The organism is Phytoactinopolyspora endophytica (genome assembly GCF_004138495.1).
GTDB lineage: Bacteria > Actinomycetota > Actinomycetes > Jiangellales > Jiangellaceae > Phytoactinopolyspora > Phytoactinopolyspora endophytica.
The window spans coordinates 425,788-442,190 of sequence record NZ_ML142850.1 but is presented as its reverse complement, the minus strand read 5'-3'; the positions used below and the strand labels follow the sequence as shown (position 1 = coordinate 442,190).

Genomic DNA, 16,403 nt, shown 5'->3' with positions numbered 1-16,403 from the left:
GTGGGCTCAGCAGCATGACGGCGACGCCGAAGAGGATCCCGACGGCCGAGGCGAATCCGAAACGCGGCGTGCCCTCGGGGTCGAAGGCGTAGCGGAAGATGTAGGTCTGGATGATGTCCGTGGCGCCGTTCGGACCGCCGTCGGTCATGACCTTGACGATGTCGAAGGCGTTCAGGCTGGTGACGAAGGTCAGGAGCAGGATGACCACGCCGAGGGGAACCAGCAGCGGCACGGTGATCCGCAGGAACATCTGCCGGCGGCCGGCCCCGTCGATCCGTGCCGCCTCGTACAGCTCGGTGGGGATGGTCTGCAACGCGGCGAGCCAGTAGATGATGGTGACGCCGATGCCCTTCCACATGTCGATGACCAGCACGGTCGGCAGAGCGAGACTCTCGCTGCCGAGGAAGTTGATGGGCCGGTCGAGGAACTCCCGGCTGAGCAGCAGCTCGTTGAGCGGGCCGCCCGAGGGGTCGAGCAAGATGGCGAAGACGACGCCGACCACCGCCGTGGTGGTGACCACGGGCAGGAACAGCAGCACCCGGTAGATGTTGCGGCCCTTGAGCGCGCTGTTGTTCAACACCATCGCGATCAGCAGGGCGAGAGGCAACTGTACGAAGATCGCGAACAGCGCGAAGACGCTGGTGTTACGGAAGGCGTTCCAGAAGAGCGGGTCGCTGAACGCTTCCCGATAGTTCGCCAGACCGACGAAGTCGTTCATCGGTCCGTAGCCGGACCACCGGAACACGGAATAGACCCAGCTGGCCACCATCGGCCACGCGGTGAACGCGACGAACAGCACCACCATCGGCAGGATGAACAGATAGTGCCAGCGGTATCGCCACATGCGCGATCTCAGGCTCTGTGGTCTGCGTCGCGGTGGCGCCATACCGGTTGCTTCGGTCAGGCGCGCAGAGCTCACGGTGTGTGGCCTCCCTCTCGGTATGCGCGTGGGTAGGGTGGTCTCAGTCCTGCATCGACGCGATGGCGCGCTCGATGCAACATGCGGCGGTCGTCTGGATGTGTATCCTCGCGGCGCTCTCGGCTCCTTCCGCGGATCCTTCGATCACGGCCTTGACGATCCGTCGGTGCTGGTCCACGGCCTGGTCGACGGACCCGGTGTCCGTGGTCAGCAGGTTGACGACGTCGTACTGCATCTCTCGTACCGCCTTGAGGACCACAGCGAGGTAGCGATTGCCTGCCGCCTCAGAGATGGCGGCGTGGAACTCCCAGTCGGTCCGGGTGAACTCCTCAGCGTCTCGCGCTGCCGCCGCGGACGCATTGGCCTCGAGCCGTCGAAGGATGGTGTCGACGTCGCCCTCGGACCTTCGCTGAGCGGCCAGGCGTGCGGCGTCGCTCTCCAGCGACTCGCGAAACTCGAAGAGCTCGTGAACCGACGTCTCGTCGGGCATGACGGACAGAGACAGGATGCGCGAGACGATGCGTTCGGTGTTGTTGCTGACGTAACTGCCGCTGCCGTGTCGTGAGCTGATCAGGCCCATGGCCTCAAGGAGCCGCAGCGCTTCGCGGACCACGCTGCGGCTGACGCCGAACTGGTGAGCGAGTTGGGTCTCGCTCGCGAGCTTTTCGCCATGGGTGAGTTCGCCGGCGCGAATCTGATCTTCGATCTGAGAGACCACCAGCTGGGACCGAGTCTGCGGCTTCCGCAGGGGTTCAAACGACACGGTCGTCATGTTAACTGCTTGTCTGACGACTTTCAAGTAACGGATGAACTCGTCCGACCGGTTGTCCGCGATGGTGGTTTCCGCCTCCCGGGCCGCGCAGTTGACGGTTGCGGAGGCGATTCGCGCCATCCGTCCATGCGGTACGAGGCGACCTCTTGTCTTGACAGTGTCGATTCGAGCACAGCATAGTAGACAGGTCATCAGACAACTTTGGAGTGATGTATGCGCGAGGAATCCGTGAACGCCGATGTTGTCGTGGTCGGTGGAGGTCTGGCGGGGGTCTGCGCCGCCATCGCGGCCGCGCGGCTGGGACGGTCCGTCGCGTTGATCAACAGCCGGCCCGTCCTCGGCGGCAACTCGTCGAGCGAGGTCCGGGTCTGGATCTGCGGTGCCACCGCGAATGGCCGGCAGCGCTTCGCCCGGGAAAACGGGATCATCGGGGAGATGCTGGTGGAGAACCAGTACCGCAACCCCGAGGGCAACCCGTACTACTGGGATCTGGTGGTCCTGGAAGCCGTGCGCGCGGAGCCGGGGATCCAGCTGTTCCTGAACACCGACGTCCGTTCCGTCCAGGCCGACGGCCCGGACGACGCGCGGATCGTCGAGTCGGTGACGGGCTGGATGACCGGCTCTGAGCGGAGCATCGAGTTTCGTGCGCCGGTCTTCCTCGACTGCACCGGGGATGGCTTGGTCGGCCACCTGGCGGGAGCGCGATATCGCGTAGGCAGGGAGTCCAGCGACGAGTATGGGGAGCCGTGGGCGCCGGAGGTCGCGGACTCGAAGACGCTCGGCAGTACCATGCTCTTCTACTCGAAGGACATCGGCCGGCCGGTGAAGTACGTGCCGCCGAGCTTCGCTGTGGACATCTCCACCACCTCGATCCCCGAGCGGCGCATCATCAGCACCGAACGGGACGGCTGCTACAACTGGTGGATCGAATGGGGCGGCGAGCTCGACTCGGTCCACGACAACGAGCGGATCCGGGACGAGCTCTGGGGCGTCATCTACGGAATCTGGGACTACATCAAGAACTCCGGACAGTTCGATGCGGACACGCTGACCCTGGAGTGGGTCGCGTCGATCCCGGGCAAGCGCGAGTACCGACGGTTCGTCGGCGACTACACCCTCACCCAGAACGACATCCTCGTCCAGGCCGACTTCGACGACCGGGTCGCCTTCGGCGGCTGGTCGATCGACCTGCACCCGGTGGGCGGCGTGTACGCGAACGAAGCCGGCTCCAAGCACTGGCTGCCGGACGGGAACTACCACATCCCGTTGCGGTCCCTGTACTCGTCGAACGTGAGCAACCTGCTCTTCGCCGGCCGGGACATCAGCGCCAGCCACGTGGCGTTCGGTACGACGCGCGTGATGGCGACGTGTGCGGCTACCGGGGAGGCCGCCGGATCCGCCGCCGCGTTGTGCGTGGCGAACGACGTCGCCCCACGTGAGCTGCACGCCCGACACCTGCGGGAGCTGCAGCTGACGATGCTGCGCCAGGACGCGCCGATTCTGGGGATGGCCTACGAGGATCCGGCCGACCACGCGCTGACAGCGACCGTGACGGCGTCGAGCACGCTCACCGACCTCGCGGTCGACACGGCGGGACGTCGCCAGGCGCTCGACGCGGACATCGGTGCCATCGTCCCGGTGGATCCGCGTCTCGACGGCATCGACGTGCTGGTGGACGCGGCGGCCGACACCGAGCTGTCGGTCACCGTGTACTCGACCGGCCGGGCCCAGAACTACGTCCCAGCCGAGCCGGTGGCGAAGGCGAGCGTGCCGGTGCCTGCCGGCCAAGGGCAGTGGGTCACGCTTCCAGTGAGCTGGGAACCGGAGCCGGCCCGCAACGCCTTCGTGGTGATCGAGCGGAACACACAGGTATCGCTGGCTATGGCTGACGACTTTCCGGGCGTGATCGGGTTCGAACGGATCGAGCTTCCCGGCGACCTCGGGTATCCGCAGCCGCTGCGAGAGTGGCGGGTCATCCCCAGGCAGGCGCCATGCCTGCGCGTGCGGGTCACCACGTCCGCATTCCGGCCCGAGAACGTGATCGGTGGCTACGCGCGGCCCTTCGGCGGGCCGCAGATGTGGGTATCCGAGCCGATCCGCCCGGGACGCGCGGAATGGGTCCGGCTGAGCTGGCCCGCACCGGTCGAGGTCGGCGAGATCCAGGTCATCTTCGACGACGACGTCAACGAGGACCTCAACAACCTGCACCGCACGCACACGCCATTCGATGTCATCCCGGCGCTGGTCAAGGACTACCGGATCGAGGCTTTGGCCGACGGCGAGTGGATCACCGTCGCGCAGGAGCGGGACAACCGCCGCCGGCGCCGCGTTCACCGGCTCGACGGTCCGGTCCACGCGGAGAGCGTCCGCGTGGTGGTCGAGTCCACCAACGGAAGCGAGCGGGCACACGTGGTCGCGATCCGCGTCTACGACGTCTGACAACGTCGCGGACGGACGGCTGGGCGGCCGGAGGAATCGACCTCCGGCCGCCCAGCCGCTTCTTCTGTCGGTCATGTCCGCACCGGTGACGTCACGCCTCACTCGTTCGTCCCGGCTTGCGCCGCGGACATCACCAGCGTCTGGTACTCCTGCCGGGAGAGGATCCCGTCGTCGTACCACTGTTTCGCCAGCGACCGTACGGTTCGGACCAGCTCGCCGTGGTCGGCGAACGGCCCTTCGTCGTCCACGAGGTCGAGAAACGTGCAGCCGTCCGCGCGGGAGTAGTTCGGCACGTCGCTGTCCACGTCGCCGACGACGACCGTCTCCTCTGGGGAGTGCGTGCCGCAGGTGAACTCGATCTCGTAGGAACGGTGCGTGGTGCGGTCTTCGGAGATACCGACCACCCACGCTGTGCCGGGCACCTCGTCGGGCGTGGCGACGTAGGCCGAGCCCTGCGGATGCCGTGGCGTCGACTCGACCGCCGGCACGGGTGAGGCCGGTGGAAGCTCGACGACGTAGCTGGTCTCGTCCGGGTCGAAGTCCTCCAGCTCCGCTCCGTCGACGGTGATCGACTCGACGGCCGCATCCGTGTCCTGCACGGGGATGGCGGTGACGTGATCGATCCAGAACCGTCCGTCGCCGGCACGCCACTCCACCGTCTCGATCGACTCGACCGGATGCCGGAACGGCACGTCGGAGATGATCGGCTCGTCGTCGAGCTCGAGATCGAACGTCTTGTTGGTCATATCGGCGGTGACGTCCACGGTGTACCACTGATCGGGGCTGTAGGAGGCGATGTTGATCTCCTGTGAGCCGTCGCCGTGGATCAGGCGGATGGTGCCGTTGCCCAGGAACCAGAGGTGGATCATCTGCTCCTCGCCGTCGGCCGAGCCCAGCCGGTACACGAACGGAACCGAGTTCTGCTCGGGCATGAACCGCATCGAGTAGGTCGTCCGGTCCGCCTCGGAAGGCGGGACGTCGGCGAAGACCCGGTAGGTCGTCTCCGTTCCTTCGATCACCATGGCCTGCCGCTCGTCATAGCCGCCTTCGGCGACGGCGACGGTGCCGTTGTCCGGCGTGGTCGTGTAGACCGACTCCGGAGGCTGCCCCACGGGGTCGTCCTCGAAGTCCAGTGTGAAGACTCTCGGCACCACGCGTGCGTTCTGGAAGTGCGTGATGGCACTGGTCAACGACTCGGTCTCGCGGACGACCTGGCTTTGCGTGGCGTTCTCGTCGGCCAGCAGGCTGCGCGCCGCCTCGATGGCGGTGTGCAGCTCCGCCATCGCCTCGGACGGATACTCACCGTCGCCGTCGCCTTCGGTGCTCGTGGCATGGAAGGCGGAGGCGACCGTGATCTCTCGCTCGAGTTCGGCCCGTGTCTCGGGATCGGCCGGCACCGGGTCCTCGGCGACGATCTGCACGTCGCTGAAGACGGCTTGCGACAGTCCCGTCGGGTCGGCGGCGGCGTTCCAGATGCCCACCCCCACCTCGTCCGACATGTCGACCGTGACCTGGGCGGACTCCACCCATTCCGAGCCGTCGAGATAGGAGCTGGTGAGGATGCCGTCCACGTAGGTCAGCTTCAGCGTGGCGGGGAAGTCCGTCTGGGGGTTGCCCGAGGCGTTGACCGTGCCGCCGCCGGCGCTCTGCCGGTACCCGACCGGCATCACCCCGCCGGGCCTGATCCTCGGCGCGACGTTCGTCGCCGACGGTGTGAGGTCGTCCCGGATCATCAGCCCGGCCATCGAGTTGGTATGGATCTCCGCCACCGACTCCACCGTCGCGACGACGGAGAACCCGTTCGGGTAGTCGGCCAGGTCCACGTTCTGGTGGGCATAGGTCACCCGGTCCTCCTCGCCCCATGCGTCGATGCCGTTGCTGTTGAGCACCCAGCGGCCGTCGTCGTGTTCGACATAGCTCTCCTGACCGTCCCAGTCGCCGACGTCGGTGTGGATCCAGCCGTCCGGCAGCGCGGTGTCCCGCACGACGTAGTTGGTGAACTGGTGGTGCCGTTCGATCCCGTTCCAGCTGCCGGTGACGCGGATCGTGGCCGTGCCCGGAGCGACACCGGTGAGTGTGCCGTCGGTGTCGACCGTGGCGACGGACTCGTCGCCGCTCGAGTAGCTCAAGTCGATCTCCGACAGGTCGACGTCCGTTCCGTCGGACCACAGCGCGGAGACCGTGATCGGGGTCGACCCGCCCTCCTCGACGCCGAGGGTCTCGGTGCCGGCAAGGACGCTGTCGAGGACCTTGTCGTGCACCGTGACGGTCAGCGTGTCGGTGACGCTCTGGCTTCCGGAGGTGTACCCGGACTCGATCGTCGCCGTTCCCGGCTGCAGCGCGGTGACCGTGCCATTGTCGTCGACGGTGGCCACGCTCTCGTCGTCGGAGGAGAACGTCACGCCGTCCTCGCCCGGGTCGAGTCGCCGGCTCGTCCCGAGCGATGTGTGTGCGACCGTGCGCAGTGAGGCCTGCTGGTCCACAGCGAGGACGTCGGTGTCCGCGCTCAGCTCGATGGAGTCGACCGAGTCACCCACGTAGATCGGGAACAAGACTTCGGCCTGCCCGGCGTCTCCGGCATCCGCGGTGACGGTGACGGCTGTGACGCCTGCCGCGTGGCCGGATACCACGCCGGAGCCGTCCACAGTCGCGATCGAGCTGTCGACGCTGGCGAAGCTGAGCGAGACGTCCGAGTCGGGGAACAGTAGCCCCGTGTCGTCCCGGGCCGTCGCCGCCAGCTCGAGGTCGTCGCCGACGCCGACGTCGCCTCGGGAGACCTGCCCGCCCGCCGTGACGTGTATGCGTGCCAGGTCGCCCGGAGCGAACGGTGCCTCGGCCGTGGCCCCGATCACCGACAGGTCGATGTCCTCGATGCCCAGTGCGAACGCCGGAGACTCGGGGGAGAGGACGTAGTCGCCGGAGCCGGCGTCGCGGAACTGAGGATCGTCGAAGACGGAGTTCTGGTCATACCGGCTACCCATGAATGTCAGCCAGTCGTCGAGATTCTCGACTCCGGGAAGACCGCGGATGGTGTAGCTGTCCGCGGCGTTGTAGATGACGTTGTCATCGGAGAGCTCGAGGTTGTCCTCCTCGAAGTTCAGGAATTCGTAGAACGCGGCCCCCTCGGCCTGCAGCGCCATCACGTTGCGCGTGTACAGGTGGTCGATCGCGTCGTTCCGGCCGTGCTGCGCGTGCCGGATGCCGAATCCCGAGCTGCGCTCCGTGTTCTGGACCAGGATGTTGTTGTCGATCGTGTTGTGTGGGCCCTTGGCGTTGATCGGGCCATGCAACGCGGTGGGCAGAACCGCGTCGATTCCGTGTACCAGGTTGTTCCGCACCGTGGCATGCGAGGTGTTGTTGTCGAGGTAGATGCCGTAGGCCTGGCCCTTGGAGACGTACGGGGCGGTGATGTCGTGGACGCGGTTGCTCTCGACCAGGTTGCCAGGCCCGGTCGTCGTGAGTGTGATCCCGCCGGCGTCGTCCGTGTCCTGCATGACCGTTGAGACGTCGTTGTACCGGATGGTGTTGTCCCGGCTGGTCAGCTGGTCGATGAAGTCCGGCGACCGGCCGCCTTTGGCGGCGATCCCATAGCGGGGCATGTCGTGGACGACGTTGTGCTCGACGACGTTCTCCCCACTCTGATGGATGAAGACACCACCGCCGTGTGGGGCCAGCACGCCGCCGTCGTGCAGGTGGTTGTCCGAGATGACGTTGCCCCGGTTGTCATAGACCTGGTTCCCGTCGTCATCGGACTCACCGCTGATCGTCCCCATGAGCAGGACGCCGTGGTAGCCGAAGTCGCGCATCTCGTTGCGTGCCACGACGTTCTCCTCCGCGGACTTGTGCAGCGAGACCGCGTTGAATCCGGCGTTGGAGATCACGTTGTCGCTGACCGTGACGGCACGCGCGTTCTCCAGGTAGACGACACCCGGCGTGTTGGCCGGGGCGGGCCGGTTCCACTCGATGCCGTGCGTCTCGTTGAAGTACGGGGAGAACGTGGAGGTCGACAGGTGCAGGTTCTCGAACGTCACGTCGTGGACGGGCTGGTCGGGGGAGGACCCGACGACCTCGACGACATTGTCGACGGTCGGAGCCAGCACGGTGGCGTCCTCGAGCGACTCCTCGGCCGGCCAGTAGTACAGGTAGCCCTCGCCCTCAGCCAGGTGGAACTCGCCGGGCGCGTCGAGAGCCTCCTTGAACCCCTGAACGAAGTAGCGACGCTGATGGCCCTGCTCGATCGGGCGGAGCAGGTCGTCCGTGACGGTGATCGAGTCCGATCCGTGGTCGATTCCGTCGACGCCGACAGTGTCGGCGAAGAAATCGCTGCTCCAGACGACGGCCTGAGCACCGGTTGTGACCGGCCACTCGGGAAGGTCGCCGTCTCGGAAGGAGAACTCCCGTAGGTTCCCCGCGCCGCCGTCGGTGAGCAGGTAGCCGTCGTTCGGGAAACGGGCCTTGGCGCGCCGCTCCCCGTCGACGAAGATCTGGTCGAACCGCCACGACCCGTCGGCCACCTCTGGAATGGCGATGCGCTGGATGTTCGGGTCGTCGGTGGGTTCCCATGTCCCTTCGATCGGCCTGGCGCCGATGATCTCGGCCGTCTCGCCCGGATGGCTGGACCAACGGACGGTGTGCCCATCGCGGCCGGAGTCACTCTCGTCGAGACTGAGCGGCTCGTCGAGGTGGTATTGGCCCTCGCGGACCAGTATCTGCACATCGTCGGTCATGCCGTCGGCGATCAGTGTCCGTACGTGATCTCTGGCCTTGGTGAGCGTGGCGAACGGCTGGTTTTCCGAGCCGTCATTGCTGTCGTCGCCGTCGGTCGCGACGTACACCGTCGGCGGAGTTTCGGACGACTGCGAGCTTGCTTGCGGGGCGGTGAGAAAGAGTAGGAGAACGGCCGAGATGAGTAGTACGACAAGACCACGGGTTTTCGACATCGTAGATTTCTCCCGATCCTGAGAGTCGACAGACGCGTTGGAACCGTTGTCGGGGCAGTGATCCAGGCCGCGCAGACAGGAGCCGCCGTCGTGGTGGCCGGTAGGTCTTGGCTGGTGTCGCCAGACAGAGGGGCACGACGCCCCGAGAGCCGCCTGGCTCCTGGTCTGCGCGCCGGCTCAGGAGGCGGAGTACTCCTCCAAGGGGTCCCAGTCGGGAAAGACGAACGCGTCCATGGTGCCGAGGTCGCTGCGCTCGAGCTCCGCCTCGATGGTTTCGGCGAGCTCTTCGTCGTAGGCCTCGGCGGCCGCCCGGAAGTCGGTACCGCGGGTGATCGCCTCGGTGATGCGCTCCAGCGGGTTGGGGCGCGGACCATTGCTGACCAGGTTCTCGTAGAACTCCTCGACCGCGGGGTCGACGTCGGTGGGCTCCGGTCGGTTACGGACGACCTCAGCGGCGACCTCGCGGATGCGCGTGGTGTCCTCGTCCACCTCGATGCCCTCGTAGACGCCGGGCATGATGGAGATCTGGCCCTGGTCCTCGAACGCGGCACGCTGGAAGTCGACCGAGCCGAAGAAGTCCAGGACGCGCCACGCGGCCTCCGGGCTGCGCGCCTCGGAGCTCATCATCCACCATGCCATCACCCCGTTCGCGGGGGCGCGCGAGCCCGCGCGTCCACTGTCGGGCACCGGCGGCGAGGCGATGCCGAGGTTCAGGTCGGCGTTGGCCTTACGCAGCTCCGCAGCGTGGAAGACCGGGAAGATATACATCCCGAGGCGACCGGCGGCCATCTGCTGCAGCACCTGCGTCGGGTCCCACGTCTCCCAGCCTGGTGTGAAGATCTCGTCGCTGTTCATGGACTGCAGCAACTCGACCATCTCGACCATCGACGACTCGGACATGGCCGGCTCTCCGGTGAGCAGACTGATAGGCGGCTCCGCGTCCGAGCGGTACGGCTGCGGACCGGCGAGGTTCTGCAGGATCATGGCAGTCTTCAATGCGCCTCCGACCGGCGCGGTGCCGTACACCCGGCCACCACCGTCCGTCGTTATCTTCGCGGCCATCTCCCGCATCTCCGACCAGGTGGAAGGCGGCGCGTCGAAGCCGAACTCCCCGAGCACATCGATGTTGTAGTAGAGCAGCCGCGAGCCGTTGACCGCCGGGTCGGCATTCGGGACGCCCCACGCCTCGTCGTCGATGTACAGCGGGCTGCGGTCGGGATCGTAGACGTAATCGGGGAACCGAGCCGTGAAATCGTCCGTGAGGAACTCCGTGATCGGACGGACCCACCCGCGGCCGTGGGCTCCGCGTAGATCGAGGCCTTGCCCACTGGACTGGCGGAACACATCCGGCGTGTCCTGACCACCGGTGAAGGCGAGTTGCATCGCGTTCGCATACTGGTCCGGCGGGAAGAACTGAAGCTCGACCTCGACGTCCGGGTTGTCCTGAGCGAACTGGTCGAACTGGGCGCGCTGGAACTGCTCGTCTTCGGGGCCGGTGGGGACGGTCCACACGCGCACCGTTCCGCCGCCTTGGCCGCCCCCGCTGCTGGGCGAGGACGCGTTCCCCTCCGACGAAGGCGGGTCGTCACCTCCGCAGCTGGCGAGGATGCCCGAAAGCCCGGCGGCTCCGAGTATGCCCGTCGTACGCAGGAAGTCTCTCCGGCTGGGGCCCGCCGAAACTCGGCCGTTGCCGCCTGCGGTGAACAGTCTGTTACTCGATCTGTTCATGGGTCCTCCTCGACCGCTAATCTGGTTGCCTGCTTGTCTGACGACTGTGTTAGTGTGGCGAAGTCTTTCCGCTTATGTCAAGGATGATTTCTTTGGTTGAAAGAGCTGGCACGCGCCGAACTGGCGCGCACTGCCGAGGGCGGCATTTCCGAGATGCTGTGTGCCGGTATTGGGTGGGAAGGCTATAAGGGTCTAGGACCTGTCTGATCAACAGATGTATGTTTCGGGATCTACACGCGGAGGACCTGGCTGATGGTGCAAAGTCGGACGTTCAAGATCGGAGTATGTGGCCTCGGGCAGTTCGCGTCGTCGTTCGTGCCGCTGTTCCAGGTCCATCCTGGTGTGAGCGATGTGGCACTCGTGGACGTGGCGCCGGAGCGGTTGGAGCGTGGGGCCCGCCACTACGGCGTCGACGATACCTACGCGTCTATCGAGGAGCTGTGCGATAGCGACGTCGATGCGGTCGCCATCTTCACTCCGCGGTGGATGCATGCCGAGCACGCGATGATGGCGTTGGAAGCCAGTAAGCACGTCTTCTGCGCCGTTCCGGCGGCGATCAGCGTGGAGGACATGTCTGCACTGGTGAAGAAAGTCAGCGACACGGGGCTGACCTACATGGTCGCCGAGACGGCTTACTACACGCCGTCCACGCTCTACTGCCGGGACCGGTTCCGGCGCGGCGACATCGGGCACTTCGTCTATGGTGAAGGCGAATACCTGCACGACATGTCCCACGGGTTCTACGAGGCGTACCAGCGCAGTGGGGGACCGGAGTGGAAGCGGACGGCCAGCTTCCCGCCGATGTTCTACCCGACGCACTCGGTCAGCATGATCTTGTCGGTCACGGGCGCGCGGATGGAGTCGGTGTCGTGCCTCGGCTACGTCGACCGGGAGGACGACGGCGTCTTCGACGCCGACATCAGTATGTGGGACAACAACTTCAGCAATGAGACCGCGTTGTTCCGGACCTCGGACGGAGGCATGTGCCGTGTCAACGAGTTCCGCAGAGTCGGCTGGCGGGGTCAGTTGTCGTCACGGATGAGCATGTACGGCACCAAGGGAAGCTACGAGGAGCAGAGCAACGCCCGAGTGTGGAACACGCTGCACCTCGAGGACCAGGCCGACCTCTTCCAGTATCTGACGAGTTCGAAGTTGAGCCCCGGCCATCACCGTCGCAGCGGTGAGTTCACGCCGCCAGTGCACGAGGCGATGGAGGAAGACTTCAATGCCGGCTACACACCGGTTCACCCCGTGGACCGGCTGCCGCCGGAGTTCGCGAAACTGCCGAACGGCCACGCCGGCTCGCACCATTTCCTGGTCGACGACTTCGCGAAGGCGGTGAACGCGGGGAGCCTGCCGCCGAACAACGTCTGGGAGTCGGCGCGGAACTGCATTCCGGGCATTATCGCGCACGAGTCCGCGCTTCAGGGCGGCGTGCAGCTGACCATTCCGGATCTCGGAGACCCGCCCGCCGGCTGAGCTTGCGGGTTGCGCCCACTCGGCGACACGTCGCCCTGACTAACCTGGTTGCCGGACAACTGGTACCGCCCCGAATGCCTGGAGGGACCTGCATGGTCGACCGACCGGACTCAGATCGTGCCACGGGAGCCGATGAGGCACGTGAGCGACCGCCCAACGTCGTTCTCGTGCTGGCCGACGACCTCGGTTGGAGCGATCTCGGCTGCTATGGCAGTTCCTTCTACGAGACGCCCCGGCTCGACGCGCTGGCCGCCGAGGGCGCACTGTTCACCGACGCCTATGCTTCCGCGCCGGTCTGCTCACCCACCCGAGCCAGCGTTCTCACCGGTCGGTATCCCGCGCGGGTCGGGGTGACACAGTTCATCGGCGGCCAGGGTGTGGGCCGGTTGTGTGACGTCCCGTATTTCTCGTCGTTGCCGCTCAGCGAGGTGACGATGGCGCGAGTGCTGCGGGATGCGGGGTACCGCACGTGGCATGTGGGAAAGTGGCATCTTGGGGACCGCCGTACCTGGCCAGACCGGCACGGCTTCGACGTCAACATCGGTGGCAGTCACCGTGGGCAGCCGGCAAGCTATTTCAGTCCGTACGGATGCCCGGCTCTTGACGACGGGCCGGACGGTGAGTACCTCACGGACCGGCTGACCGACGAGGCGATCAACCTCGTCCGCAGCGCGGGCGAGACACCGTTCTTCCTCAATCTCTGGCACTACGCCGTGCACACGCCGATCCAGGCGCCGCCGGACGGCGTCGAGAAGTACGAGCGGAAGCGGGCCGAGCTGGGGCTCGACGACCAGGAGGAGTTCTCCGACGGCGAGAGTTATCCCGTCTGGCACAAGCGGCACCAGCCGGTGCGACGGCGCCTGGTCCAAGGCGATCCGGCGTACGCGGCGATGGTGGAGAACCTCGACCGGAACGTCGGCCGGTTGCTGGACGCGCTCGAGGAGACCGGCCAGGCGGAGAATACGATCGTGGTGTTCACCTCCGACAACGGTGGTCTGTCGTCGGCCACCGGGTCGCCGACCTGCAACGCGCCGCTGGCCGAGGGGAAGGGCTGGATGTACGAGGGCGGCGTGCGGGAGCCACTGATCGTGCGCTGGCCTGGTGTCACGACGCCCGGTACGCAGATCGGTGAACCCGTGACGAGCACCGACTTCTTCCCGACCATCCTGGCCGCCGCGGGTCTGCGGCCACCGTCGCCGGCGCCGAGGGTCGATGGGGTGGACTTCGGGCCGCTGCTGCGGGGTGAGCCATTCGAACGGGGGCCGATCTTCTGGCACTATCCGCACTACAGCAACAACGGCGGGACCCCGGCTGCGGCCGTCCGGGACGGCGATTGGAAACTCGTCCACTTCTTCGAGGACGGGCACGACGAGCTGTACAACCTTCGAGAGGACGTGGCCGAGGAACGCAACGTTCACAGCCAGGAGCTTCGACGGGCCGACAGTCTCGCTGCGTGCCTGCACGACTGGATGTCCGCCGTGCAGGCACGCGTTCCGGCGCCGAACCCGAGCGCTGCGTTCGAGGACCTGCCCGGCTGACGGCCGGCAGAACCGGGAAGACCGCGGCTGGCCAGGGATAACACGTTGGACAACCTGGTAACATGACATAGTGCAGTTCAAACCGCTAGTGCCGGTTCAGACACGCTCCCACCAGATCGTGGCGCAGATCGAGGGACAGATCCGTACTGGGGAGCTGTCGCATGGGCAGAAGCTCGCCAGCGAGACGCAGCTGGCATCCGAGTTCGGCGTGAGCCGCAGCGTTGTACGCGAGGCGATCAAGTTACTCGAGGCGATGGGGCTGGTGTCTTCCCGTCAAGGCAGCGGGAGCTACGTCCGTACCGATCCCGGCCCGGCAGTATCACGAGTGCTGTCCCTGTCAGTGGCGCCGGATGACACCGCGGTGAACGAGCTATTCGAGTTCCGGGAGCATCTGGAGGTGACCGCGGCCAGGTTGGCGGCGGAGCGCCGGACGGACGAGAGTCTGGCCCACATTCAGGAGCAGCTGGAGGCGAACATCGAGGCCGTCTCCAATCGGGACGGGGAAGCCTTCACGCAGTCGGACTGGAAGCTGCACTCGGCGATCGCGGAGGCGACCGGCAACCGCTACCTGACGGTTGTACTGACCGCCGTGCGGGAGATGCAGCATGGCGTGGTCAAACTGATCACCGACCACATCGGCTCGCTCCAGCGAGCGGTGGAGCAGCATCGGCGAATCATCGACGGCATCGTCGCCGGGGACCCAGACAAGGCCGAGGCTGCTGTGCGAGAGCACATCCGCACCACGGCCGCTGTCATCGAAGCGCGATCGACACCGTCCGCCTGAACGTTGCGCAGGTAGGGAATCTCGAAATGCCGGCAAGGCTGGGCGGCCATTAAGCCCGGCGTGCCACTCCCGAAAGCCACTCATCAGCGAGGATGCCGTAGGTAAAGCCGTCGACCCAACCGAACTCGGCGTGCCAGGAGTCCTTGACGCCGTGCTGCTCGCGGCGCATGCCAAGCCTCTCCATGACGCGCCACGATGCGAGGTTGTCGGCGAAGCAGCCGGCTGTGACGCGCCGAAGTCCTAGCTCGGTGAATGAGAGTTCAAGGAGCGCACGGGCTATCGCCGTGGCGTAGCCGTTTCCGGCGAATCGCGGGTCGATGAGGTAACCGAGCAAGCCTTCGGTGGCGCGCCACTCGTCGCCATGCGTCTGGCCCAACCCGTCTTGAACCTCGAGTGCCCCGGTGCCGACGATCACTCCGTCGAGCTCTGCGACGGCGGAAGAGTCGTTCGGGTCATCCCGAGCGTCGAGCCACGCCTTTCGAAACGCATCGGGATCCACCTCGGTCCGGATCAGCCACTTCGTCACTTCCGGGTGGTACCGCCAGGTCAGGGCCTGGTCGATGTCGTCGTCGGTGGGGGGACGCAGGGTCAGCGGTCCGGCTGGTCGCGGCCACGTCATTGGAAGATCACCATGACCGCTTTGCTATCAGGGGTCGCTCCATCGGAGCAACAGATTTATCCGAGCAGCAACGACGTTCCATGGCATCGCCTCGGCCTCTGTCTCCCACTCGATCTACATGGGCCTTATGATTCTAGTAAGTAAATACTCGTATATAATTTCTAGTATCATGTACCATGGTTTTGTGACTCAGTGGAGCTTCATCACCAACCACGCCCGGGCTCTGGTGTTCATCGCCGGACACTCCGACGCCCGGCTTCGTGATCTTGCTGCCGCCCTGGATGTCACCGAACGCACTGCGTACGGGATCGTCACTGACCTCGAGGTAGCGGGCTATGTGATCAAAGAGCGCGATGGGCGCCGCAACCGATATCACATCCAGGACCACCTCCCGATGCCCGGCACGATCAGCCGAAAGCCGACCATCGGCGAGGTGCTCGACCTTCTGGCTGACCGCTAAGACTCAGGCGCGGTACTGGGCGGCGAGGGGGCAGCGGAACGGGTCGGTGGTGGCGTTCTCGACGGTGTTGAGGTACCGGATGATCGCGCGATAGGCGCCGAAGAAGCTGGTTTCGGTGTAATGGACGTCGTGTTTGGCGCAATGCTCTCGGACGAGCTGTTGCGCTTTGCGCAGATTCGGGCGGGGCATGTTGGGAAACAAGTGGTGTTCGATTTGGTAGTTGAGCCCGCCCATGGCGAAGGTGGTGAATCTGCCTCCGGTGATGTTGCGAGACATCAGTACTTGGCGTTGCAGGAAATCGATTCTCATGTCGGGTGGAACGATGGGCATGCCGACGTGGTTGGTGGTGAAGGTGCCGCCGAGAAGGAGGCCGAATAGGGCCATCTGAACGCCGAAGAAGGCCGCGGCCTTGCCTGGTGGTAGGACGAGGAAGAGCACGGTGATGTATCCACCGAGGCGGCTCGTGATGAACGCGACCTCCCACCAGCGGTGTTTGAGGTCCTTCCGTTGTACGAGTGTCTGAACGCTTGCGATGTGGAGTGCGAGTCCGACGAGGGCGATGAGGGGGAAGAAGTAGCCCTGCCAGCGGGTGAGGCGGGAGGCCAGCCCGCGCCGGTTCTGGGCGATGGCAGGGGTGAAGGCGAAGGCGCTGGGTCCGATGTCGGGATCAGCGCCTTCCTTGTTGGGGTTCGCGTGGTGGCGGCTGTGCTTGCTCATCCACCAGC

Annotated in this window: 11 protein-coding genes; 5 read left to right on the top strand and 6 right to left on the bottom strand. The window is 65.8% G+C overall.

All coding sequences use genetic code 11. From position 1 onward, the window contains the following. Both ELR45_RS05325 and ELR45_RS05320 read right to left on the bottom strand, forming a co-directional pair. The coding region (locus ELR45_RS05325; protein ID WP_205856040.1) for a carbohydrate ABC transporter permease at window positions 1–844 on the bottom strand (844 nt) is incomplete at its 3' end. Between the two features lie 118 nt (window positions 845–962). Next, window positions 963–1,682, bottom strand: coding sequence for a FadR/GntR family transcriptional regulator (locus ELR45_RS05320; RefSeq protein WP_165367492.1), 720 nt, complete (start codon window positions 1,680–1,682; stop codon window positions 963–965). A gap of 222 nt (window positions 1,683–1,904) precedes the next feature. On the opposite strand from ELR45_RS05320, the gene ELR45_RS05315 reads away from it, so the two are divergent. Continuing rightward, window positions 1,905–4,130 (top strand): FAD-dependent oxidoreductase, encoded by a 2,226-nt coding sequence (locus ELR45_RS05315; RefSeq protein WP_129664020.1) that lies wholly within the window; start codon window positions 1,905–1,907, stop codon window positions 4,128–4,130. A 98-nt stretch (window positions 4,131–4,228) separates the two neighbouring features. Here ELR45_RS05315 and ELR45_RS05310 read toward each other — a convergent pair whose 3' ends face one another. Continuing rightward, window positions 4,229–9,070 (bottom strand): Ig-like domain-containing protein, encoded by a 4,842-nt coding sequence (locus tag ELR45_RS05310; RefSeq protein WP_129664018.1) that lies wholly within the window; start codon window positions 9,068–9,070, stop codon window positions 4,229–4,231. Between the two features lie 177 nt (window positions 9,071–9,247). Then, window positions 9,248–10,798, bottom strand: coding sequence for an ABC transporter substrate-binding protein (locus ELR45_RS05305; RefSeq protein ID WP_129664016.1), 1,551 nt, complete (start codon window positions 10,796–10,798; stop codon window positions 9,248–9,250). Window positions 10,799–11,050: 252 nt separating this feature from the next. Here ELR45_RS05305 and ELR45_RS05300 point away from each other — a divergent pair, with 252 nt between their 5' ends. From ELR45_RS05300 to ELR45_RS05290, 3 genes are all read left to right on the top strand, one after another. Then, the gene (locus ELR45_RS05300; protein ID WP_129664014.1) at window positions 11,051–12,277 is read left to right on the top strand and encodes a Gfo/Idh/MocA family protein; all 1,227 of its coding nucleotides are present in this window, start codon (window positions 11,051–11,053) and stop codon (window positions 12,275–12,277) included. A gap of 92 nt (window positions 12,278–12,369) precedes the next feature. Next, window positions 12,370–13,815 carry a sulfatase gene (locus ELR45_RS05295; protein WP_129664012.1) on the top strand — a complete coding sequence of 482 codons (1,446 nt, stop codon included), beginning with the start codon at window positions 12,370–12,372 and terminating at the stop codon, window positions 13,813–13,815. Between the two features lie 70 nt (window positions 13,816–13,885). Next, the gene (locus tag ELR45_RS05290) at window positions 13,886–14,599 is read left to right on the top strand and encodes a FadR/GntR family transcriptional regulator (protein WP_129664010.1); all 714 of its coding nucleotides are present in this window, start codon (window positions 13,886–13,888) and stop codon (window positions 14,597–14,599) included. A gap of 49 nt (window positions 14,600–14,648) precedes the next feature. Here the strand turns inward: ELR45_RS05290 and ELR45_RS05285 are convergent, their stop codons facing one another. Then, window positions 14,649–15,218 (bottom strand): GNAT family N-acetyltransferase, encoded by a 570-nt coding sequence (locus ELR45_RS05285; RefSeq protein ID WP_129664008.1) that lies wholly within the window; start codon window positions 15,216–15,218, stop codon window positions 14,649–14,651. Between the two features lie 184 nt (window positions 15,219–15,402). On the opposite strand from ELR45_RS05285, the gene ELR45_RS05280 reads away from it, so the two are divergent. Continuing rightward, on the top strand, window positions 15,403–15,678 hold the full coding sequence (locus ELR45_RS05280; protein ID WP_205856038.1) for a helix-turn-helix transcriptional regulator: 276 nt from the start codon (window positions 15,403–15,405) through the stop codon (window positions 15,676–15,678). Between the two features lie 3 nt (window positions 15,679–15,681). Here the strand turns inward: ELR45_RS05280 and ELR45_RS05275 are convergent. After that, window positions 15,682–16,403 (bottom strand): fatty acid desaturase family protein (locus ELR45_RS05275; protein ID WP_205856036.1); only part of this gene is annotated, 722 nt, incomplete at its 5' end.

Bases quoted from the DNA above. Each gene is read 5' to 3' on its own strand.
- ELR45_RS05315 (WP_129664020.1), top strand. From the start codon at position 1,905: ATGCGCGAGGAATCCGTGAACGCCGATGTTGTCGTGGTCGGTGGAGGT.
- ELR45_RS05310 (WP_129664018.1), bottom strand. From the start codon at position 9,070: ATGTCGAAAACCCGTGGTCTTGTCGTACTACTCATCTCGGCCGTTCTC.
- ELR45_RS05305 (WP_129664016.1), bottom strand. From the start codon at position 10,798: ATGAACAGATCGAGTAACAGACTGTTCACCGCAGGCGGCAACGGCCGA.
- ELR45_RS05300 (WP_129664014.1), top strand. From the start codon at position 11,051: ATGGTGCAAAGTCGGACGTTCAAGATCGGAGTATGTGGCCTCGGGCAG.
- ELR45_RS05295 (WP_129664012.1), top strand. From the start codon at position 12,370: ATGGTCGACCGACCGGACTCAGATCGTGCCACGGGAGCCGATGAGGCA.
- ELR45_RS05285 (WP_129664008.1), bottom strand. From the start codon at position 15,218: ATGACGTGGCCGCGACCAGCCGGACCGCTGACCCTGCGTCCCCCCACC.